This is a genomic window from Pseudoxanthomonas sp. (assembly GCF_002863005.1).
In the GTDB taxonomy this organism is placed as follows: domain Bacteria; phylum Pseudomonadota; class Gammaproteobacteria; order Xanthomonadales; family Xanthomonadaceae; genus Pseudoxanthomonas_A.
In genome coordinates, this window is sequence record NZ_PKDG01000046.1 from 17,727 (window position 1) to 39,831 (window position 22,105).

Below are 22,105 nucleotides of genomic sequence, written 5' to 3' on the forward strand. Positions count from 1 at the left end.
ATGACGCGTCCGTCATTCACCGGTTCGCCATGCCCCCTCGCTCTTCCGTGTCGCCGCTCGCCGGCATGACCCTGCTCGTCGCACTGGCCGGCTGCGCCAGCACGCCGCCCGCACCGACCCAATCTTCGATTCACGTCAACGTCCCCGTGGTCGCGCACCCCAAGGGCGAGACACCGCAGTGGTGGTATCGGAATGGTGCGGCGAAAGCGGCGGCAAACGGTGCCATGCAGGGACGCGCGAAGAACGTCATCGTCTTCCTCGGCGACGGCATGAGCCTGACCACCGTGGCCGCGGCGCGCATCTTCGAAGGCCAGCGCAAGGGCATGCCGGGCGAAGAAAACCTGCTGAGCTGGGAACGCTTCCCGCACACCGCTTTCAGCAAGACCTACAACACCGATTCGCAGACGCCCGATTCCGCCGGCACGATGACCGCCGTCGCCACCGGCGTGAAATCGCATATGGGCGCCATCGGTGTCTCCGCCGGCCACAAAGGCGAGTGCACGCCCGATGGCAGCAAGGACCTGCTCAGTTGGCTGACCCTGGCCGACAGCGCCGGGCTGGCCACCGGCATCGTCACCACCGCGCGCATCACGCATGCGACGCCCGCCGCGACGTACGCGCACGTGTCGCATCGTGACTGGGAAAACGATACGGACCTGCCGCCCGACGCCATCGAAGCGGGCTGCAAGGACATCGCCCAGCAACTGCTGTCCGCCGCTCGCTTCGGACATGGCCCCACCGTGGCATTGGGCGGTGGTCGCGGTGAATTCCTGCCTATCGATGTGCGCGATCCCGAAGAAGACGACAAGGTCGGCCAGCGTCTGGACGGCCGCAATCTGGTGGACGAATGGAAGCAGGCGCATCCGCAGGGTGCGTACGTGACCAACACGCAGCAGCTGGAGGCCGCAATCGATGCGCCACAACTGCTGGGACTGTTCGAATACGACCACATGCAGTTCGAGCATGACCGCCGCAAGGATGCGCAGGGCGAGCCTTCGCTGGCCGAGCTGACCCGTACAGCTATCCGGACACTCTCGCGCAATCCGGAAGGCTTCGTGCTGCTCGTGGAAGGCGCCCGCATCGACCACGCCAACCACTACGGCAATGCCTACCGCGCGCTCGATGAAACGGTCGCGATGTCCGATGCCGTGCAGGCCGCGCTCGAAGCGACCTCACGCGATGACACGCTGATCCTGGTCACCGCCGACCATTCGCACACACTCAATTTCGTCGGCTATCCCGTGCGCGGCAATCCCATCCTCGGCAAGGTGCGCGGCCAGGGTGGCGAAGACGACACGCCAGGCGATCTCGCCCGCGACCAGAATGGGCAGACGTTCACCACGCTGACCTACGCCAACGGTCCGGGCTACACCGGCGCCAGCAACCGCCAGCCTGCGGGCCCGAAGCAATTCCTGCATGCACCCAGCAGCGTCGAGCCCGCAGAAGGCCGCCCGGACCTCAGCCAGGTCGACACGGAGCATCCCGATTACCTGCAGGAAGCGTTGGTCCCGTTGAAGTCCGAATCGCATGGCGGTGAAGACGTCGGCATCTGGGCGACCGGCCCCGGCAGCGACGCCTTCCGCGGCACGCTGGAGCAGAACACGATCTACCACGTCATCGTGCAGGCTACGCCGAAGCTGCGCGCACGCCTGTGCGCCGCCGGCACCTGCGACGCCAACGGCGTGCCGGTGGAACTGCCGAAGATCGGGGATTTCGAGAAGCAACCGCGCTAAGAAGAAGCGCGGCGCTCAGGCGGGCACGGTCTGCACGTCGGCCACCGACACCTGCGGCCTGAGTTCCTGCACGATCCGCCCCTGTTCCATCACCAGTACACGGTCCGCGCTGGCGATGGTCTCGGGCCGGTGGGCCACGATGACCTTGGTCAGGCTCAAGGCCTTGACGGCATCGTTGACCAGACGCTCCTTCATAACGTCCAGATGGCTGGTCGCCTCATCCAGGAACAGCAGCTTCGGGTTGCGGTACAACGCACGCGCCAGAATCACCCGTTGCTTCTGCCCACCTGACAACGAACTGCCCATGTCGCCGATCAGGCTGTGGTAGCCCATCGGCATGGCGGCAATCTCGTCGTGTACGGCAGCCAATCGCGCCGCCTGTTCGATACGGGCCTGGTCCATCTCGGGGTCGAAGAAGCTGATGTTGTCGGCCACGCTGCCGGCAAACAGTTGGTCGTCCTGCATGACGGCACCGATGATCGAGCGGAAATTGCGAGGGCCGATCCTGTGAAGGTCGTGCCCACCGACGCGGATGGTGCCCGCCGTGGGCGGGAGCAGGCCCAGCAGCAGTTTGACCAGCGTCGTCTTCCCGCAGCCGGACGCGCCGATGATCGCCACCGATTCGCCGGCCTCGATCCCGAAACTGCAGTCCTTCAGCACCCATTGCTCGCCCTCGCCGTAGCGGAAGGAGAGGTTCTCCACGTCGATACGTGTGCTGGCCGGGGGCGGCGCCTCAGACTGACCGGAGTGCTCCTCGGGCGGCGTCAACACGATGTCGGCCAGACGCTCGCCATGCAGGCGCAGCATGCGGAACTCGACCCACTTGTCGATCAGGGCCGCCATCCGCCCGGCGAACTGGTCCTTGTACGCAAGATAAGCGATCAGCATGCCCACCGAGAACACGTTCTGCAGTGCCAACGTGGCGCCGATCCAGATCACGCCGATGCGTTCGATGCCGAACACCAGTTGGCTGGCGCTGTTGAAGCCCAGCCCCATGCGCGCCAGCCGTACTTCCTGGTTGACGGTGTCGTGCATGAGGTTGTCGTACGTACTGCGGCGATGTGACTCCTCGCCTGCCACTTTCAGGCTCTGCATGCCGCGCAACGACTCCAGCAGATGGGTCTGCTGTCTGGCGCCCGCGATCAGTTGCTGCTCGGTACGATCGCGGACAGGCCGATACGCGATGGAACGGATGCCCAGATACAGGATCACGGCCAGCAGCGTCACCAGCGCCAGCTTCCAGCTGTAGAACAGCATCAGTCCGAATGTGACCATCGCCATCAGGCCGTCGATGATGGCTTCGACGAAGCTGGTGGTCAGCGTGCGCTGGATCGCCTGTACCGACGACATGCGCGAGGTGATGTCGCCGAGATGCCGCTTCTCGAAGTAGTCCAGTGACAGTTTGAGCAGGTGGGCGAACACATTCCCCATCCACTGCAGGCCCAAGCGCGACGACAGGTAGACCACCGACCAACCACGCAGCAGGCCGATACCGATCTGCAGCACCAGCGCCAGCCCGAAGCCGAGCCCGAGCACCGTCAGCAGATCGCGATCCGCGGAGACCAGCACTTGGTCCACCACCCACTGCATGTAGAACGGCGCCAGCACCACGAACACCTGCAGTGCCACGGACAGCAACAGGATCTGGGCCAATGCGCGCCACATTCCACGCACCGGGCCCGTGAGCTGCCGAGCCGTCACGGTGGACACCGCCTTCTGTGGTTTGAACTCAGCGGTGGGCGTCAGCTCCAGCGCCACACCGGTGAAATGATCGGAGACTTCCGCGAATGAGAGCTTTCGTTCGCCCACTGCAGGATCAAGGATAGTGACCCTCGACTTGCCTACCTTCGCCAGTACGACGAAGTGGTTGAGATCCCAATGCAGAATGCAGGGCAGCTTGAGCTTATCCAGATCTTCCATGTCCAGCCGCAACGGGCGGGTGGACAGGCCGAGCTGTTGGGCGATATGGATCAGGTGATTGAGCTTGGCGCCCTTGAGGGACAGCGGAAAACGATGGCGCATTTCCGGCAAGCCAAGGCGCATCCCGTGTGTATCAGCCACCATGGCCAAGGAAGCGAGGCCGCACTCGGCGGCCTCGGATTGAATGATCACCTTCATTTCCGTCGAGGCCCGAAAGCCACGATCCTCCTTGATGCTCAACCACTTGAAATCCGCTGCAACGAGCACGCCCCATTAAATCGATATGAGCGCCTCCCTCACCTCACTTCGATCTAGAAGCTAATTCTTTGTATCCGTAGCTCTAGATCCCAACGAGTTCTGCGTCCGCAAATTATCCCTTTCGGCCATGCGAGTACCCAGCATCAAACCTAGAAAAATAACAACAATAAAAACAGATATGACTGCAAACACGATAGGCGGAAGCGCTTTGTGACTGAACATTACACTTACCTCGTTCTTACTTCCGCTAGTACCCTCGCACTCACGAAGACCCGGCCTTGCATGGGCTTAGGGCATTGCACGTTGTCTCGTTCTGCCACATTTGCCCCCCCAAAGTACGCGCCGCAGTTAGCTCAACAACCCAAGAAGTCGTCCAATGCCAATTCCCACAACCGCCCCAATGAAGAACCCGACAAGAAACTGACGCTTTGAGTGATCTGAAACACCCAACGGGTTCTTAACGCCCTTATCTTTTTTGAACATATTCACTCCGTAGAACATCGGTGGCCCCAAGCATGTGGAGCCACCGATAAACTTATCTCAGCTGTTCGTAAACGTATGTCCCGGTCACTGCCACGCTCAATCCAATCAGAGCAATTGGCCCCCAAGCGGGAGCGGTCATCCCGGCAAAAATCGCTCCCGCGCCGATACCGATGATAGCGAGGTTGGTAGAGATCACGTCACTCTGCGTAACAGCACCATCAACCGATTCAACTTCCTGAAAAGTCAGCTCACGCATTCTTATAGCTCCTTAAGATCTACGCAGAACCCCTGCGCTACGGGACAGTCACACCTCATACAAAACACTATTTTGTCGAAACTGGTGCAGCCGAATCAGTTCTCCCTACGATACGGATCGTTCTTCCGCTCCCACGCCAGGCGAAACAGCAGATCATTCCACTGCGCCTGCGTCACCCCTACCGGCGGCACGTCGCTATCGCCACCACCCGATACCGCAGCCAGTTCGTGATCCATCATCTTTCTCATCTTTTCTTCCTATTGTTGTAAGTGCAGCACCCCTGCACGATGGGCTCAGGACCCTGAGAGTTTTCCGACTCTAGAGGGCACTCATTCCCCCTTTTGAATGGGTGTCAGGCCTCCAACGTTCACTTCGCCTGCCTGACACACCGAGTCGAAAGGCCTCCCGTACACGTGCCGCTTCGTGCGCTCATCGAATCGATAGGACCGCGACGTGATTACCTCATTCTTGGTGGCCGGGAAGCGCGTGACATGCACGCCGTCTTCTCGCGTTCTGACCCTTAGGAATGGCGCTCCGCGATGGCGCGACCGGAACAGCGCCGATACAGAGCCCGATATAACTTTGCGCGGCCCCTCATTGCTTTTCAGGTAAACCCCCTCGATACGCTCGCAGGTCACCTCATCGATCATCCTCGATCGAGGCTCGTGAGCCAGCTGCCAAGCCTCTTCCGGTGAGAACAGGGGTACCTCTTCGGCCGACACGCTGTCGATGACGGGAGGCAATGGCGCTGCCATGGCTTGATAGGCCGGCGCTCCAATGAATAAGCTACCCACGACGGAAATCGCCAGAAGAAGCATCATCGGGCATTGCCGCGACGGCGCCCGAAGCTCATCAGGGCTGCTGCCAGTCGAGCACTCATCCATTGCCCACCTTCCCACCCAGCGAGTACAGCGGCTCGAAGATCCACTCCACCAGCGCCCTCCGCTCTCCTAGCACATCCGCATCCACCAACATGCCCGGCTTCAACGCCTCCGGCTTGCCATAGGCCGTGATCTCCTGCCGTGCAAGAGAGACGGTCACCCTATAGAACGGCTCACCCTGCTGCGCATTGCCGATCAAAGCACCCAACTCACCCGGACTGAGCGCGCTGCGACTGATAGCGGCGATACGCCCCTCCTGATGGCCGAACTTCTGATAGGGAAACGCCTGGTAACGCAGTAGCACGCGGTCGCCGGGCTCGATAAAACCGATGGCGCGGCTCGGCACAAGCAATTCAGCCTCCAATCGTCCGTCGCCAGGCAACAACGTCATCAGCGGCTGGTCGGCATGCACCGACTGCCCTTGCTTGACGACCTGCGTGGCCACCACACCAGCAACTGGTGCCTTGACGACCAGTGAGCTTCCGGCCTGCATCTGCACGCGCTCCTGTTCTAACTGCGCCAGCTCACGCTGAAAGCCCGCCGCACTTGCCTGTCCCTGCGCCGGCAACTCGTCGACGGCCTGCTGCAATTGCGCAATCAGGCGCCGGATGCCAATCGCCTGCCGCTGCAGCGACTGCATCTGCCCCGTGTACTCGAGGACCGTGGCTTCCTGCTGCTTGATCTGCAACACGCTGACGTACTGGCCACCCTCCAGTCGACGCAAGCGGGCCAGCGTCTCCGTGGCGATGCGGATCTGATCCTGCCGGGTGATGACTTCCGATTCGATCTGCGCCAGTTCGCGCTGCGCGACCACCAGTTGTGCATTTGCCCCCTGCGCCTGAACGCGCAGTTGCGCCTGTTGGGCCTGCTGGGTGGACAGCAAGCCGTCCTGCCGTTGTTGCAGCCGCTGCTCAAGTGCCACCTGCGTGTCGCCTGCCGCCAGCGTCGCGCGAGGCACGGTGACCACGGCCAGCGCATCACCCGACGCCACGTGACTACCCTCTTCGGCGCCTAGCTTGGTCACTACCCCGGTGGCAGGCGCGAGCACGGTCGCCAAGCCCTGAGACGGCACCAACTGCCCCGTGACGGTCGAGCGCCGTGTGTACGTGCCGAAGGTTACGAACAGCACGATTGCGGTCGCCGCCAATGCAGTCGCCAGCGTCAGCACCCACAGGGATACGGGCTGCGCCAGCGAGATGCCGCCCAGCCAGCTGCCGCGCTTGGCTTCCAGAACTTCCGGGCGAAAAAGCGGTTGCGTCACGCAGCTTCCTTGACTCGTGGCGCCGACCCGGACTGGGGTCGGCCGACTCGGGCATCCCTGCGCCCTTGAGTCGATCTTGTCGCACCACCAACAGGCACTTCAACCGCAGTTTCGCGGGTGCACGTCAGTGGCTCTGACCTTCACCCCTACAACGACCTTTCGTTTCAACGATTTGTGCGTATGTGTCAGCAATAGTGGACAACCTACCGTCAGTCCGGCTGACGCAAAAATGTGAATTGCTTTGCGATATTCATGTGTTTAGTTTGGGCGGCTCTCACTCAACAGGCTGAGTCAACTCACATGAAGCTCTCAATGCGCATAAGGATTGCGCGCCAACGCGCACGGATGTCCCAAGAAGCGCTCGCGCTCAATCTTGGAGTTACGCGCAGTGCCGTTGCCAACTGGGAAGGTACCGACGGCGTGCTGCCTGCATCCGCGCGCTTGGCGAGGCTGGCTGAGATTACTGACGTGAGTTTCGAGTGGTTGGCCACGGGTCGCGGCCCCCTCCGACATGCCAGGGGCACCGACAAGGTGTCTGACATGGAGGGCGAGTTCATCCACGACGAAGTGGAGCGGCGGCTGCTGCAAGCTTTCAGGGAGATGACGGCTGATGCTCGCCTGCAACTACTTCTTATCGTGGAGGCTGGGAGAGGCAACAGGCGAACGGCGGACAGACCCCTGCGCTGAAGGGTGCGTCTTTGTCAGAACGGCTTCGCCAGCACCAGCCAGACGATCGCGATCAACGCGAACAGCGGCAGTTCGTTGAACCATTTCAACGCCGTGGGCGATGGCAGCGACTTGCCTTTCGCCACGCCCTTGAGCCAGCGGCCGGTGACGATGAAGTGCGCCAGGGTCAACGCCACCAGCGTCAGCTTGGCGTGCAGCCAGCCGCCGCTGATGCCGAAGTGGAACCACAGCACGCCACCCAGGATCACCGCGATGCCGAACATGGTGTGGCCGAAGCCATACAGGCGGCGCCCCATCAGCAGCAGGCGCGCCTGCACGTCGGGCTGCCCGGTTGTCTCGGCCAGGTTGACCAGGATGCGCGGCAGGTAGAACACGGTCGCCATCCAGGCGATAACGAAGACGAGGTGGAAGGTCTTGACCCACAGGTACATGCGGCTGGCTCCGTCTGGCTGCGCGGGATGGCGTGCGGCGCATAGGATAGCGCGCCGCATCGCGTAAGCTTCCCGCCTTTCCGCACGCCGGGCACGCGCATGACCAAGCAGTACGACGCCGACTACTTCCAGCGCTGGTATCGCGACGGCGACATCGGGGGCGCACCGCGGCTTGCGCGCAAGGTGGCGCTGGCGGTGGCGGTGGCTGAATACCACCTGGAACGACCGATCCGCACGGTGCTGGACATCGGTTGCGGCGAAGGCGCGTGGCGTGCGCCACTGCTGAAGCTGCGGCCGAAACTGCAGTACCTGGGCTTCGACGGCAGCGAGTACGCCGTCCGCCGCTTCGGTCGCACGCGCAATCTGCACTACGCACGCTTCGAAGAGTTCGAATACCTGCGCCCATGCGAACCCGTCGATCTGCTGGTCTGCTCGGACGTGCTGCATTACGTGCCGACCCGCGAACTCAAGCGCGGGCTACGGGGCCTGGCGGAGTTGAGCGGCGGCGTGGCCTTCCTGGAGACGTTCGCGAAGGAGGACGCGTTCGAAGGCGACCATGACGGCTTCCAGCCGCGCAGGGCGGCGTGGTACCGGCAAGCCTTCCATGGTGAGGGGTTCCAGTCCATCGGAAACCATTGCTGGCTGGGCCCGCGACTAGCGGGCGACGTGGCGGTACTGGAGGCCGCGGATTTCCGGCCGATAACCTGAACAGGCCGCGCGCGGCGGCACCCGGCTTTGGGGTATGCTGCGACGCAGCACCGTGCACCAAAAGCGGGAATCCGGACAGCCATGACCTTGTACCAACTGCACGAACTCGGACGCGCATGGATGGCGCCACTGGCCTACATGGCCGAAGCCAATGCAAGGATGTTCTCGACACCGACCAGCTGGCTCTCCAATGTGCCGGGCGCCGAGCGCATCGCCGCCGGCAACGAACTCGTCCACCGCATCGGCAAGGATTACGAAAAGCCGGCGTGGGACATCCGCGAAGTCGAGGCGCACGGTCGCAGCGTGCCCGTGGTGGAGCTGGAAGCGCTGAAGAAGCCCTTCTGCCGCCTGCTGCGGTTCAAACGCTACACCGACGATGCGGCCACCATCGCCGAGCTGAAGGACGACCCCACGGTCCTGGTGGTCGCGCCGCTGTCCGGGCACCACGCCACCCTGCTGCGCGATACCGTGCACACGCTGCTGCGCAACCACAAGGTTTACGTGACCGACTGGGTCGACGCGCGCATGGTCCCCGAATCGGAGGGCGCTTTCAGCCTCGATGACTACGTTGCCTACGTGGAGGAGTTCATCCGCCATATCGGCGCGGAGAAGCTGCACGTCATCAGCGTCTGCCAACCGACGGTACCGGTGCTTGCTGCGGTTTCGCTGATGGCCGCGCGTGGCGAGCCCACGCCGCGTTCGCTGGTGATGATGGGTGGGCCGATCGATGCGCGCCGCAGTCCGACCGAAGTGAACAGCCTGGCGACGCGCAATCCGCTGTCGTGGTTCGAGAACAACGTCATCCATACCGTGCCGATGCCTTACCCGGGCGAAGGCCGCCGCGTGTATCCCGGGTTCCTGCAGCATGCCGGCTTCCTCGCGATGAACCCCAGCCGGCACTTCATGTCGCACTGGGACTTCTATGCCGACCTGGTGAAGGGCGACCTGCAGGACGCAGAATCGCACCGCAAGTTCTACGACGAATACAACGCCGTGCTCGACATGCCGGCCGAGTATTACCTGGACACCATCCGCACCGTGTTCCAGGAATTCCTGCTGCCGCGCGGCGAGTGGACGGTCAATGGCGAACTCGTGAAGCCGGCCGCCATCAGGAAGACCGCACTGATGAGCATCGAGGGAGAACTCGACGACATCTCCGGCCAGGGCCAGACCGCTGCCGCGCACGACCTGTGCACCGGCATCGCGAAAGCGCACCACAAGCACCTGACCGTCGAAGGCGCCGGCCACTACGGCATCTTCAGCGGCCGTCGCTGGCGCGAGAAGGTCTATCCGCAGGTGCGCGATTTCATCGCCAAGTACGCCGGTTGATCCGACCCGGGGTGGCGGGACGCCAATCGCGACACTGTCGAACGACCGGCGCCTCCAGGCTCAGCAAGAAGGCCGCCCTCACGGGCGGCCTTCTTGTTCGCGACGCACGGCGATCCCCGTCTTCCTTTACACCACCGGCGTACGCACCAGCAGGTGCTTCGCGAGCCAGCCGTGGAAGACGCCGACGAAACGCGCCAGGTGCAGCGTGGCGAACAGCAGGACGAATCCGATGACGGACAGTAGCGGCAGCATCCAGGGCGCGTCGGTGACCATGTTCCAGTGGCCGAAGTTCAGCACATAGTCGAAGGGAAGGAAGTAGGCCACCGGCGCCGCGATGAAACCCAGCGACAGCGCAAGCAGGGTGATGGCCACCGAGAAGTACAGGACGCCGAGCGGATGCATCAGCAGCAGGTACAGCATCGCGGTCCACGTGCGGCCATCGGTGAAGAGTTCCTTCAGCCGCGTCATCCACGGCTTGTCGCGTTGCGTGTAGAGCGGGCGGCGCGGCATGCGCTCGCCGAGCAACACCTCGACCACCCGCCCTTCCACCAGCGACAGCAGCCGTACCGACATCAGGAACAGCAGCAACAACGGGATGCCGACGATCAGGATCAGCAGGCCGGTCGACAGGCTGGCCCCGGTCACCACCCAGGTGAAATAGAACGTGCCCGTCGCCAGCGACAGCAGCATGTAGAACAGGGCGCCGTAGGTGCGGGGATCGGCTGCCACGCCGAAGAAGCGTCCCAGCAGCGACTTGCGCTTCGGCGGCACCGGCGGGCGCAATGCCCTGGCGACCGTGACCTCGGTTTCCCGGTAGATCTCGGCGACCTCCTCCGGCGCACCGTAGCTGCCGGCGACCGAAGCGATCACCTCGGCTTCCGACTTGCCCGGGTTCTCCGCCAGTTCCGAACGCAGGTACTCCTCTGCGTCGTACACGGCATCCTGGATCATCGCCTTGTCGGCGCCGGCCAGGGCCGCACGCAGCTGGTCGAGATACTCGGGGATGGTGGTGGGCAGGCTGCCCGAAACGGTGGTGGTGTTCATGCAGGAATCCCCTCAAGCACGGAATCGACGGAATCGCGGGTGGCGCGCCAGGCGGCGGCCCAGGACTGCAGGGTCTGCCGCCCTGCCTCGGTGATGCGGTAGTAGCGGCGCGGAGGTCCGGCGACCGACGGCTCGACGAAACTGTCGAGCAGGCCGCCTCCCTCGAGATTGCGCAGTACCGGATACAGCGCGCTCTGCTTGCCGCTGAGCACGCCCTCGCCCACGCGTTCGAGCTGCTTGGCGATCAGGTAGCCATACAGCGGCTCGCCGGCGCGGGCCAGGACCGCCAGCAATGCCAGCGACACGGTGCCGGCGCTGAGCTCTTTCTGGAACTTCTTCAGGTGGATGTCGGGCTCGTTCATCGTTCCCCCTCCGCGGGACCCCCGCTAGGTTGGAGAGGATGCTATTGCGAAGTTTGATATAGCGAATGTGCCAGTAGTCACCCCGTCCTGCGTCATGACGTCCAGGCAGTCAGGGAGGCGCGGGAACACGCGCGCGCTGGTGGCAGGCCTGCGTGGCCCGGGCGGTCGACATGGGTAGCGTGGCGGCCCTGCAGGACTGCCGGCACCGGGACGCACGCCCTACTTGACCCGCCGCTTCTCCAGCTTGCGTGCCAGCGTGCGCCGGTGAAGTCCCAGCCGGCGTGCGGCTTCGGAGATATTGAAGTCGCTGGCCGCGAGCGCTTCGTGGATGTGTTCCCACTCCAGCGTCTTGATGGAGGTCGTGCGCGCGGTCAGTTCCACGTCGGCATCGCCCGCGGCGCGCTGGAAGGCCGCTTCGATATCGTCGGTGTTCGACGGTTTGGCGAGGTAGTGGCGTGCGCCCAGCTTGATCGCCTCCACCGCGGTGGCGATGCTGGCATAGCCGGTCAGCACCACGATCACCATCGACGGGTCGGCGTCGTGCAGCCGCTTGACGCTGGACAGGCCGGACGCGCCGCCGGCCAGCTTGAGATCCACCACCGCATGCGTGGGCGCGAACTCCGCCAGCAGCGCCGCCATGCCTTCCTCGCCCGCGAGATGACGCACCTGGTAGCCGCGCCGTTCGAAGGAACGCACCAGCGTCCGCGCGAACGCCGCATCGTCCTCGACGATCAGCAACCGGCGCTCAATCCTGGTCGTCAACATCCGTCTCCTCGATCGCGATCGCCGCCAGCGGCAACGTCAGCGTGACCGTCGCGCCGCCCTGCGGCTGGTTGGCCGCATCCAGCCTGCCACCGAGCGTGCGCGCCACGTTGACCGACAGGAACAGCCCCAGGCCTCCGCCCGGCCTGCCCTTGCTGCTGTTGTAGGGCGTGCCCAGGCGCCGCAGGATGCCGGGCTCGAAGCCGGGGCCGGCATCGGAGACCTCGACCCTCACGGCGTCATCGTGGATGCGGACGTCCATCCCGACCCAGTCCGGCGACGCTTCCAGCGCGTTGTCGAGCACGTTGAACACCATCTGTCGAAGTCCGGCATCGGTGACGATACGGCGATCGAAGGGCGTCTGGTTGCGGTATTCGAAGCGGGACGGACCGCGCGCCTGTTCCCATTCATGCGCCAGATCGTCGAACAGCGCATGCAGCGTCGTCTCCGTCGGCGCCTCGGCACGCGTCTCGCCGGCGGCCATCAGGATATTGGTGACGATGGACTTGCAGCGCGCGACCTGGACCTGCATTTCCAGCACATCGTTGTGCAGCTCGCCATCGGACGCCATGGTGGGCAGGTGCTGCCAGTCGCCGAGGATCACCGACAGCGTGGACAGCGGCGTACCCAGTTCGTGTGCGGCACCCGAGGCCAGCAGCCCGATGCGCACGATGTGCTCCTCCTCCACCGCCCGCTGGCGCAGCTCGGCCAGCCGCGCGTCGCGCTCGCGCAGGATGCCGCCGATGCGGGTGATGAACACGACCAGCAGGCCGGCGATCAGGAGGAAGCACACCAGCAATCCCTGCACGTAGTGGTCGGCCAGCCCACGCGCCGGTTCCACGGCCAGCTTCAGCGGCGCGGGCACGGCTGCCAGCCCCACCACGCACAGCGCAGCGGCAGCCGCGATCACCCAGCTGCCCGGCGAGCGCAGCAGTACCGTGCCGATCACGACCTGCAGCAGGAACAGGAACACGAACGGATTGGCGATGCCGCCCGACAGGTACAGCTGGATGGTCAGCGAGGCCACGTCCACCAGCAGGCCGATCAACAGCGCGCCGTGGGACACCTGCGCATGACGCCGCCACCACGCGTGGCTGGCCAGGTTGAACAGTGCCAGCGCGGCCAGCACGGCGAACATCGGCGCGAGCGGCAACGCGATATCCAGGCCGTACTGCACCATGAGGATCGTCGCCACCTGACCGACCACCGCGATCCAGCGCAGCTGGATGAGCTGCTGCAGGTTGCGCAGCCCGGCGCGGTCGTGCGAGCCGTCCATGCGGGGCACGGCGCGCCCGGGATCGTCGACGGAATCAGCCTGGCGGAAGTACATGCGGGTCCGGGGGGCGACGGAGGCGCCGATCATGGCGCAACCGGCGCTCCGACGCGAGCAGCAAGCCACCGCCGACCAGCGCCAGCAACGCCATGCCGAACCAGGTCAGCGCATAGGACAGGTGCGGATCGCGGAACGTCACCACGGTCATGCCGCCGCGCGGCCACCCGCGCACGGCCGGATCGCGGTCGGCATCGATGAAGAACGGCGCGACGTCCCGGACCGGCAGGCCCCGCGCGCCGGCGATCGCGGCGACGTCGCGCGAGTACCATCGGTCCTCCGTCGGCACGTTCCGGCGCAGGAAACCGCCCCCCGGCTCGCTCATGCGCAGGAGCCCTTGCACCACCACCCGGCCCTCCGGCGCAGGCGATACCGCCCCGCCGATCGGCACGAAGCCGCGGTTCACCAGCACGCTATCGCCATCGTCGGTCTGCAGCGGCTGGAGCAGCCAGAAGCCGCCACCGAGTTCGGTGACCGCCTGCGTGCGCGTTTCGCTGCCGGGCACGAAACGCCCGCTGACCGATACGCGCCGGTAACTGTCGTTCGCGTCGCTGACGGACGCCCACTGAGCGCGCGACGGCGCGGGCACAGCCGCTGCGTGGATGCGCGCATCGACGCGCGCGATCAGATCGTGCTTCCACGCCATCCGCTGCAGCTGCCACACGCCCAGTGCGATGAATCCGCAGAAGGCGACCGCCAGCAGGCCGGCGAACGCGACCCGCCACCGCCTGCACGGCGCAGGAGGACGCGTCGCGGCGGCGGGATCGTTCACGGCAGGCTCTGGACCGCGTCCTGCACCTGATGCATGTCGTGCGAGCCCGGCATCATGTGGGTGTTCATGTTGTGCATGACCCACAACGTGCCGGCCAGCACGATCACCAGAAGGACGGCGGTGAAGATCAGCGCGAACAGGTTCCAGCCGCCTTCCGACTTCGGATTCATGTGCAGGAAATACACCATGTGCACGACCACCTGGACCATGGCGAAGGCCAGGATCACCAGCGTGGTGATGGCCGGTGTGGGCAGCACCTTGGCCATCACCAGCCAGAATGGGATTGCAGTCAGCACGACCGACAGCACGAAGCCGGTCGCGTACTCCTTCAGGCTGGCGTGCGGAATGCCGTCCTCGAAAACGTCGTCGTGTTCGGAAGAAGAAGAAGGGTTGGCCATCACTGCACGCCCATCAGGTAGACGAAGGTAAAGACGCCGATCCAGACGACGTCCAGGAAATGCCAGAACATCGACAGGCAGGCGATGCGGCGCGTGGTGGTGCGATTGAGCCCCCACTTGCGCACCTGTACGCACAGCACGACCAGCCAGATGACGCCGAACAGCACGTGCAGGCCGTGTGTGCCGACCAGGGTGAAGAACGCCGACAGGAACGCGCTGCGCTGGGGTCCCGCACCTATGTGGATCAGGTGATGGAACTCGTAGACCTCGATCGACAGGAACGCCAGGCCCAGCAGGCCGGTGACCAGAAGCCAGCCGACCGTACCGCGGGCGCTGCGCTTCATCATCGCCAGCATCGCGAAGCCGTAGGTGATCGACGACACCAGCAGGATGCCCGTATTGATCGCGACCAGGTGCAGGTTGGGCAGGAACAGGTCGCGGCCGGACGGGCCGGCCGCATAGCTGCCGGAAAACACTCCGAACGTGGCGAACAGGCTGCCGAAGATCATCAGGTCGCTGAGCAGGTAGATCCAGAAGCCCAGCAGCGTGCCGTTCTCGGGATGATGCCTGCCCTCGGTGTCCAGGAACACCGGCGAGCCGTCGGGTCGATTCAGGGCGATGGACTCAGACATGGGCGTGCTTCGCAAGGCCTTGGTTCAGGAGTGCGCGCTCCAGCTGTTCGGTGCGCGCCTGCTCAGTGCGGGCGACCTCGTCGGCCGGAATGTAGTAGTCGCGGTTGCGGTCGAAGCTGTGCCAGATGGCATAGACGATCGTCGCCACCAGCGACACGCCCGCCAGCCACCAGACGTGCCAGATCAGGGCGAAGCCGCAGACCGTGCTCAGTGCCGACAGGATGACGCCGGCCCCAGTGTTGCGCGGCATGTGGATCGCCTTGAATCCGTCGCGCGGACGCTGGAACCCCCGCTGCTTCATGTCCGTCCAGGCATCGGTGTCGTGCACGACTGGCGTGAACGCGAAGTTGTAATCGGGCGGCGGCGACGACGTGGACCACTCCAGTGTGCGGCCACCCCACGGATCGCCGGTGTGGTCGCGCAGCTGTTCGCGTCGGCGGAAGCTGATGTAGATGCAGAACAGGAACGCGGCGATGCCGATCGCCACCAGGACCGCGCCGAAGGCGGCGATCTGGAACCAGATCTGCAGCGAAGGATCCTCGAAATGGCTCATGCGGCGGGTCACGCCCATCAGGCCCAGCACGTACAGCGGCGTGAACGCGAACCAGTAGCCGGCCAGCCAGAACCAGAACGAGACCTTGCCCCAGAAGTCGTCGAGCCGGAAGCCGAACGCCTTGGGGAACCAGTGCGTCATCGCCGCGAACAGACCGAACACCACGCCGCCGATGATCACGTTGTGGAAGTGGGCGACCAGGAACAGCGAGTTGTGCAGCACGAAGTCCGCCGGCGGCACCGCCAGCAGCACGCCGGTCATGCCGCCGATCACGAAGGTGACCATGAAGCCCATCGTCCACAGCATCGGCACTTCGAAGCGGATGCGGCCGCGGTACATCGTGAACAGCCAGTTGAAGATCTTCGCGCCGGTGGGGATCGAGATGATCATCGTGGTGATGCCGAAGAACGAGTTGACGCTCGCGCCCGAGCCCATGGTGAAGAAGTGGTGCAGCCACACCAGGTACGACAGCACCGTGATGCAGACCGTGGCGTAGACCATCGACGAGTAGCCGAACAGCCGCTTGCCCGAGTAGGTGGACACGATCTCGGAAAACACGCCGAACAGCGGCAGGATCAGGATGTAGACCTCCGGGTGTCCCCAGATCCAGATCAGGTTGACGTACAGCATGGCGTTGCCGCCAAGGTCCGTGGTGAAGAAGTTGGTCCCGACGTAGCGGTCCAGCGTCATCAGCGCCAGAACCGCGGTCAGCACGGGGAAAGACACCACGATCAGCACGTTGGTGCACAGCGCCGTCCAGGTGAACACCGGCATCTTCATCAGGCCCATGCCGGGCGCGCGCATCTTCAGGATGGTCACCAGCAGGTTCACGCCGGACAGCAATGTACCGACGCCCGCTATCTGCAGTGCCCAGATGTAGTAGTCCAGCCCCACCCCGGGGTCCTGGTTGCCCAGGCCGGACAACGCCAGCCATCCTGCGGTGGAGAACTCGCCCAGGAACAACGACAGCATGACCAGTACCGCGCCGGCGGTGGTCATCCAGAAGCTGAAATTGTTGAGGAACGGGAACGCCACGTCGCGCGCACCGATCTGCAGCGGCACCAGGTAGTTCATCAGGCCGGTGACCAGCGGCATGGCGACGAAGAAGATCATGATCACGCCATGGGCGGTGAAGATCTGGTCGTAGTGGTGCGGCGGCAGGTAGCCCAGGTTGTCGCCGAAGGCCATCGCCTGGTGCAGGCGCATCATGATGGCATCGGCGAAACCGCGCAGCAGCATCACCAGGCCCAGCACCATGTACATGATGCCGATCTTCTTGTGGTCGATGCTGGTGAACCACTCGCGCCACAGCCAGCCCCACAGCCTGTACTTCGTGATCACCGCGAGCAGCGCGAGACCGGCGATGCAGGTACCGATGAAGGTCGCGGCGATGATCGGGTCGTGCAGCATGGGAATCGCGTCCCAGGCCAGGCGACCGGTGATCGGTGAGTGGGGGACGGAGCTTGTATCGAAAGCCATCGTGCTGATCCGGTGATTCCAGGTGGGCGCCGGCGGGGCGCGTCAGGGCGCCTTCAGACCGCCGGCGGTGGGCACGGCGGAACCGCGCTCCGCGGCCTGCGCCGTTTCGACCGTGCAGAGTTCGGCGCGGACGAACGGGCCTGCGGCCAGATTGCCCCGGCGCGGACGTTGCACCGCCTGCATGCCGTCCAGGCCGCGGCCGCCCATGGCGTCGTAGGCCATCATCTGGTCCATGCACAGGCGGTCGGTGTCGACGCAGCGATTGACCACCGCATCGAACAGCCCCGCATCCACGGACGCATAGAGGCGGGAGGGCTCGCGCGAACTCGGCACTTCCAGCTGCAGATACTCGGCGCGGGTCAGCGCCTTGCCGCCGGCACGGGCGCCTTCGATCCAGCGATCGAAACCTTCGTCGGACAGCGCATGGAAACGGAAGCGCATGTGCGAAAAGCCCTCGCCGCTGTAGTGCGAGGAAAAGCCTTCGTACTCGCCCGCCTTGTTGATGACGGCATGCAGCTTGGTCTCCATCGCCGGCATCGTGTAGATCATCCCGGCCAGCGCCGGCACGTAGAACGCGTTCATCGTCGACGACGAGGTCAGGCGGAACGTGATCGGGCGATCGACCGGCGCGGCCATCTGGTTGACCGAGGCGACGCCATACTCGGGATAGACGAACAGCCATTTCCAGTCCAGCGCTACCACCTGCACTTCCAGCGGTTTCACCTCCTCCGGCACCGGACGCCCTTCGGCGATGCGTCCCAGCGGGCGATACGGGTCCAGCAGGTGCGTGCCGATCCACGTCACCGCACCCAGCGCGATGATGATCAGCAGCGGCACGCCCCAGATGACCAGTTCCAGCTGGGTGGAGTGGTCCCAGTCGGGCTTGTACGTCGCTTGCGTATTCGAGGCGCGGTAACGCCAGGCGAACCAGAACGTCAGCGCGATCACCGGGATGATCACCAGCAGCATCAGCGCCGTCGCCACCAGGATCAGGTTGCCCTGGCGGATGGCGATGTCGCCGGCGGGATTGAGGACCTGCAGGTTGCAGCCCGACAGCACGGCGGCGGCGGGAATCGCCACGGCGGACGGCAGGGCTCGGCGCATGAGGGACATGGGCGTGGGGCTTACGGATTGATCGTGATCAATGTAGTGCGCGGGCCCGGCATGGAGTATTGGACGTTTTGTCCTATCGCGGCGAGGGGTACGGTTTGCGACCCTATGGGCGTACCTTTCCCCTGGTCCGACCCGGCAGCCCCGTCCCATGGCCTCCATGAACCCCACGCGATCCACCCACGACCACGGCACCAAGGCCCATGCCGATGTCGCCCCGGGCGAGATCGCGGTGGGCGTGGTCATAGGGCGTGCGTCGGAATACTTCGACTTCTTCGTCTTCGGCATCGCCTCTGCGCTGATCTTTCCCGCGGTGTTCTTCCCCTTCGTGGATCGCCTGGAAGGCACGCTGTGGTCGTTCGCGCTGTTCGCGCTGGCCTTCGTCGCGCGCCCGTTCGGCACCATGCTGTCGATGAAGATCCAGGCGCGCTGGGGACGCGGCATCAAGCTGACCGTGGCGCTGTTCCTGCTGGGCACCGCGACGGCCGGGATCGCCTTCCTTCCGGGCTACGCCGCGTTGGGCGCGACGTCGATCGCACTGCTGGCGTGCCTGCGCGTCGTGCAGGGCCTGGCCCTGGGCGGCTCGTGGGACGGCCTGCCCTCGCTGCTAGCACTCAACGCGCCCAAGGAACGCCGCGGCTGGTACGCCATGCTGGGCCAGCTGGGCGCGCCGGTCGGCTTCATCGTGGCGGCTGGCGTGTTCGCGTTCCTGTACGCCAACCTGGAAGAAGCCGACCTGCTGACGTGGGGTTGGCGCTATCCGTTCTTCGTCGCGTTCGCCATCAACGTGGTGGCACTGTTCGCTCGGCTGCGCATCGTGGTGGCCGACGAATACCAGGACAAGATGGGCGAGCTGGAACTCGAGCCCACGCCGGTGCGCGAATTGTTCGAGGCCAAGGGCCGGCACGTCGTGATCGGCGCGTTCGCCGCGCTCGCGAGCTATGCACTGTTCCATATCGTCACGATCTTTCCGCTGTCGTGGATCCTGCTGTATTCGCAGCAGTCGGTCGTCGGTTTCCTGCTCGTGCAGATCCTCGGCGCCTTCATCGCCGCCGGCGCCATCGTGGCGTCGGGCCTCATCGCCGACCGCGTCGGCCGTGCACGCACGCTCGGCGGCCTGGCCGTCGGCATCGCGATGTTCAGCGGCTTCGCACCGACCCTGATGGAAGGCGGATCGTTCGGCCAGGGCGCCTTCATCCTGATCGGCTTCGCCCTGCTCGGCCTTTCCTACGGCCAGGCGGCGGGCGCGGTCACCGCGAATTTCGGTCGCCGCTACCGCTACACCGGTGCAGCACTGACATCCGACCTGGCCTGGCTGATCGGCGCCGGCTTCGCCCCGCTGGTGGCGCTGGGCCTGTGCGCCAACTTCGGGCTGGAATGGCTGGGCGCCTACCTGCTGTCCGGCGCACTGGGCACGCTGATCGCGCTCGGCATCAACCGCGCGAAGAACTACAAGAGCTGATCGTCCACGGGGGCGTCCACCGCCCGCGCTTACGGCGCACTACAATCCGGGCATCCCGTGTCCAGGAATGCCCATGCGCCGTCTCCCGCTGCTGCTCGCCTGCCTGATCGCCCTGCCCACCGCGTACGCCGCCGAGCCCCCGAAGTACCTGAGCGCCAAAGAGATCCTGGACGCCTCGCCGGACGCCGACTGGCGCACGCTCGACCCGGCGAACACGCTGTACATGGACGTACCGGGCGGACGGGTCGTGATCGAACTGGCGCCCGCCTTTGCGCCCGAGCACGTGGCCAACATCCGCACGCTGGCGCACGAGGGCTTCTGGAACGGACTGGGCATCTATCGCTCGCAGGACAACTTCGTGGTGCAGTTCGGCGATGCCGATGCGGAAGACACCGCCAAGGCGAAATCGCTGGGCACCGCGAAGACGAAGCTGCCGGCGGAATTCGCGCGCACGGGCAAAGGCGTGTCCTTCACCCGGTTGCCGGACGCGGATGGCTGGGCGCCCGAGGTCGGCTTCGTCGATGGCTTCCCGGCGGGACGCGACCCGAAGACGAACGAGGTCTGGCTGGCGCACTGCTACGGCGCCCTGGGCGCGGGCCGCGGTGGTCCGCCCGACAGCAGCAACGGCAGCGAGCTCTACGTGGTCACCGGCCAGTCGCCGCGGCAACTCGACCGCAACATCACCCTGGTCGGCCGCGTGGTGAAAGGCATGGAACTGCTCAGCGCGATTCCTCGCGGCCCGGAGCCGATGGGCTTCTACGAGAACGCCACCGAGCGCACGCCGATCACCACCGTTCGCCTCGCCAGCGATGTGCCCGATGCCGAACGCACCCCGCTGCAGATCCTGCGCACCGATTCGAAAACCTTCGCCGCCGCCACCGAAGCGCGCCGCAACCGCCGCGACGGCTGGTACGTGCGTCCGGCCGGCCATATCGACCTCTGCAACGTGCCGCTGCCAGTGCGCGAAGCCAAGCGTTGAGCCACTGATCATCCGGCTCCAGACGCCGCTGCAGTGCAACGCGCTCCGTATTCTGGTCGTGCATCTGCTGGGGTTGCCTTGGCCACCGAGTGATCGAAAAGAATCTCGCATGCACCACTAGTTAAAACAATAAACGAGTTCAAAACCTGAGAATCATGTGGATGTTAAACCGTGCGCGAGACTCTATTCCATCACGATACGGGAAGAAGAAACGGCAATGAGTCCGCCCCTTCAGGCAGTACACTGGAGAACAAGAGTGTAAGTAGATTCTGGTCTGTATGTGTCTGGCAAGCCCCGCAATCCTAAGCTTTTCGAAGTTGAACCCTCCGTAGTTGGGCTGCGGCACACTGGGCCGCACCATTTCCGCTACCACACGCGCACAGTGTGCATGGTGGTACATCTCGTCTTCCTTATAGTCCTTCTCTGGTAGTGCTTCCACAACTTGTGTGCGCGGTCTTTGCCGTGGGCCTGTCCCTGGCGCGGTCCTCGGAATGGAAGCGATAGGCCGGTGATCCTTATCCTTTATGCGGCGGAGAAACCAGACCAGGCAGTGCATATGCAAGGCGCCTCGCATCTGCGCTTCAGTGCGATCCCACCAATCACTTATCAAGCCAAGTGGCGTTCGCTGCCCTCGCCGCATGAAGTTCGTTTTCAAGGCATTGACGCGACGCTGAAAAGCCAAGACGTGCTCCAACGAATAATGCTCCGACGGAGGTCGCTCTTGGTCGCGACGTTTCCGACTCAACAAATATTCGATGCGCTCTTCACCGGTAGGCTCCGAAAGCGAACCGCGGCGAATCGCCGCCAGCATCTCAGGCGATACCCCACCCGCAACCCCTCGAAACCGTCCAACACATCATCGCCCACGGCCTCACCCGTTGCCCCGGGGGAGGTGCCACCGTCCCCACCACCGGCGGGGGGTGTGTGGCAAAAGCTGGGCTCTGTGCTTCTTGCGAGGCGTGACACCACCTTCCGAGGGGGGTTCGAGGGCTCGGGTCTGGCTGATGCCGGCCCCGAGTAAGGTACGGAATGGCTTCCCACCTCGATTGAGTTCGAGTCCGACCCCTGCGACGTCGTCCCTCTTGATACAGCTGAGAATCGTGATCTGAGCAACCTGGGACTCAAGCGCCGCTTGCTCCAGAGAGCATCATGTCTTTTCTCACTAGATGCGCATTCTAAGGAGCTTGAGCCACGTAATAATACACCATCTTGGCTAGCCCCTAAGAATACACATCACCTAGCCTGCCTAATTTCATCCTAAATGTATAATAATAA

21 protein-coding genes are annotated in these 22,105 nt (G+C 64.4%); 6 read left to right on the plus strand and 15 right to left on the minus strand.

From position 1 onward, the window contains the following. Positions 1-29 precede the first annotated feature (29 nt). Complete coding sequence (locus tag CYU89_RS15795) at positions 30-1,733, plus strand: alkaline phosphatase (protein ID WP_296282503.1); 1,704 nt, start codon at positions 30-32, stop codon at positions 1,731-1,733. Positions 1,734-1,748: 15 nt separating this feature from the next. Here the strand turns inward: CYU89_RS15795 and CYU89_RS15800 are convergent, their stop codons facing one another. From CYU89_RS15800 to CYU89_RS15820, 5 genes are all read right to left on the minus strand, one after another. After that, a complete protein-coding gene (locus tag CYU89_RS15800) occupies positions 1,749-3,851 on the minus strand; it encodes a peptidase domain-containing ABC transporter (RefSeq protein ID WP_296282505.1) in 2,103 nt (700 codons plus the stop codon). 595 nt (positions 3,852-4,446) lie between these two features. Further along, positions 4,447-4,650 (minus strand): hypothetical protein, encoded by a 204-nt coding sequence (locus tag CYU89_RS15805; protein WP_296282506.1) that lies wholly within the window; start codon positions 4,648-4,650, stop codon positions 4,447-4,449. Between the two features lie 95 nt (positions 4,651-4,745). Beyond that, positions 4,746-4,898, minus strand: coding sequence for a hypothetical protein (locus CYU89_RS15810; RefSeq protein ID WP_296282507.1), 153 nt, complete (start codon positions 4,896-4,898; stop codon positions 4,746-4,748). 81 nt (positions 4,899-4,979) lie between these two features. Next, positions 4,980-5,471, minus strand: coding sequence for a hypothetical protein (locus tag CYU89_RS15815; RefSeq protein ID WP_296282508.1), 492 nt, complete (start codon positions 5,469-5,471; stop codon positions 4,980-4,982). A 55-nt stretch (positions 5,472-5,526) separates the two neighbouring features. Beyond that, the gene (locus CYU89_RS15820; RefSeq protein WP_296282509.1) at positions 5,527-6,792 is read right to left on the minus strand and encodes an HlyD family efflux transporter periplasmic adaptor subunit; all 1,266 of its coding nucleotides are present in this window, start codon (positions 6,790-6,792) and stop codon (positions 5,527-5,529) included. 312 nt (positions 6,793-7,104) lie between these two features. On the opposite strand from CYU89_RS15820, the gene CYU89_RS15825 reads away from it, so the two are divergent. Further along, a complete protein-coding gene (locus CYU89_RS15825) occupies positions 7,105-7,479 on the plus strand; it encodes a helix-turn-helix transcriptional regulator (protein WP_296282528.1) in 375 nt (124 codons plus the stop codon). Positions 7,480-7,493: 14 nt separating this feature from the next. Here the strand turns inward: CYU89_RS15825 and CYU89_RS15830 are convergent, their stop codons facing one another. Then, positions 7,494-7,910, minus strand: coding sequence for a CopD family protein (locus CYU89_RS15830; RefSeq protein ID WP_296282510.1), 417 nt, complete (start codon positions 7,908-7,910; stop codon positions 7,494-7,496). Positions 7,911-8,009: 99 nt separating this feature from the next. On the opposite strand from CYU89_RS15830, the gene CYU89_RS15835 reads away from it, so the two are divergent. Both CYU89_RS15835 and phaZ read left to right on the plus strand, forming a co-directional pair. Beyond that, a complete protein-coding gene (locus CYU89_RS15835; protein WP_296282511.1) occupies positions 8,010-8,618 on the plus strand; it encodes a class I SAM-dependent methyltransferase in 609 nt (202 codons plus the stop codon). 81 nt (positions 8,619-8,699) lie between these two features. Then, on the plus strand, positions 8,700-9,947 hold the full coding sequence (gene phaZ, locus CYU89_RS15840) for a polyhydroxyalkanoate depolymerase (protein WP_296282512.1): 1,248 nt from the start codon (positions 8,700-8,702) through the stop codon (positions 9,945-9,947). Between the two features lie 126 nt (positions 9,948-10,073). Here the strand turns inward: phaZ and CYU89_RS15845 are convergent, their stop codons facing one another. The 9 genes from CYU89_RS15845 to cyoA all read right to left on the minus strand — a co-directional run bounded on the left by CYU89_RS15845 (position 10,074) and on the right by cyoA (position 18,383). Continuing rightward, a complete protein-coding gene (locus tag CYU89_RS15845) occupies positions 10,074-10,991 on the minus strand; it encodes a sensor domain-containing protein (protein WP_296282514.1) in 918 nt (305 codons plus the stop codon). Then, positions 10,988-11,353: a PadR family transcriptional regulator gene (locus CYU89_RS15850; protein WP_296282516.1), complete on the minus strand. Its 366-nt coding sequence runs from the start codon at positions 11,351-11,353 to the stop codon at positions 10,988-10,990. Before CYU89_RS15850 ends, CYU89_RS15845 begins: the two co-directional genes overlap by 4 nt. 219 nt (positions 11,354-11,572) lie before the next feature. Further along, complete coding sequence (locus CYU89_RS15855) at positions 11,573-12,118, minus strand: response regulator transcription factor (RefSeq protein WP_296282518.1); 546 nt, start codon at positions 12,116-12,118, stop codon at positions 11,573-11,575. Then, entirely contained in the window at positions 12,099-13,478 is a 1,380-nt protein-coding gene (locus tag CYU89_RS15860) for an ATP-binding protein (RefSeq protein ID WP_296282519.1), read from the minus strand. The genes CYU89_RS15855 and CYU89_RS15860 overlap by 20 nt, the downstream gene beginning before the upstream one ends. Further along, positions 13,426-14,217, minus strand: a complete 792-nt coding sequence (locus CYU89_RS15865) for an SURF1 family protein (protein WP_296282521.1) — start codon at positions 14,215-14,217, stop codon at positions 13,426-13,428. The genes CYU89_RS15860 and CYU89_RS15865 overlap by 53 nt, the downstream gene beginning before the upstream one ends. Beyond that, positions 14,214-14,615, minus strand: coding sequence for a cytochrome o ubiquinol oxidase subunit IV (cyoD, locus tag CYU89_RS15870; protein ID WP_296282522.1), 402 nt, complete (start codon positions 14,613-14,615; stop codon positions 14,214-14,216). The genes CYU89_RS15865 and cyoD overlap by 4 nt, the downstream gene beginning before the upstream one ends. After that, on the minus strand, positions 14,615-15,247 hold the full coding sequence (cyoC, locus tag CYU89_RS15875) for a cytochrome o ubiquinol oxidase subunit III (protein ID WP_296282523.1): 633 nt from the start codon (positions 15,245-15,247) through the stop codon (positions 14,615-14,617). The genes cyoD and cyoC overlap by 1 nt, the downstream gene beginning before the upstream one ends. Further along, a complete protein-coding gene (gene cyoB / locus CYU89_RS15880; RefSeq protein ID WP_296282524.1) occupies positions 15,240-17,279 on the minus strand; it encodes a cytochrome o ubiquinol oxidase subunit I in 2,040 nt (679 codons plus the stop codon). Before cyoB ends, cyoC begins: the two co-directional genes overlap by 8 nt. A 42-nt stretch (positions 17,280-17,321) precedes the next feature. After that, complete coding sequence (gene cyoA, locus CYU89_RS15885) at positions 17,322-18,383, minus strand: ubiquinol oxidase subunit II (RefSeq protein ID WP_296282525.1); 1,062 nt, start codon at positions 18,381-18,383, stop codon at positions 17,322-17,324. A gap of 166 nt (positions 18,384-18,549) precedes the next feature. Here cyoA and CYU89_RS15890 point away from each other — a divergent pair, with 166 nt between their 5' ends. After that, positions 18,550-19,851, plus strand: coding sequence for an MFS transporter (locus tag CYU89_RS15890; protein ID WP_296282526.1), 1,302 nt, complete (start codon positions 18,550-18,552; stop codon positions 19,849-19,851). A gap of 67 nt (positions 19,852-19,918) precedes the next feature. After that, positions 19,919-20,830 (plus strand): peptidylprolyl isomerase, encoded by a 912-nt coding sequence (locus CYU89_RS15895; RefSeq protein WP_296282527.1) that lies wholly within the window; start codon positions 19,919-19,921, stop codon positions 20,828-20,830. Positions 20,831-22,105 lie beyond the last annotated feature (1,275 nt).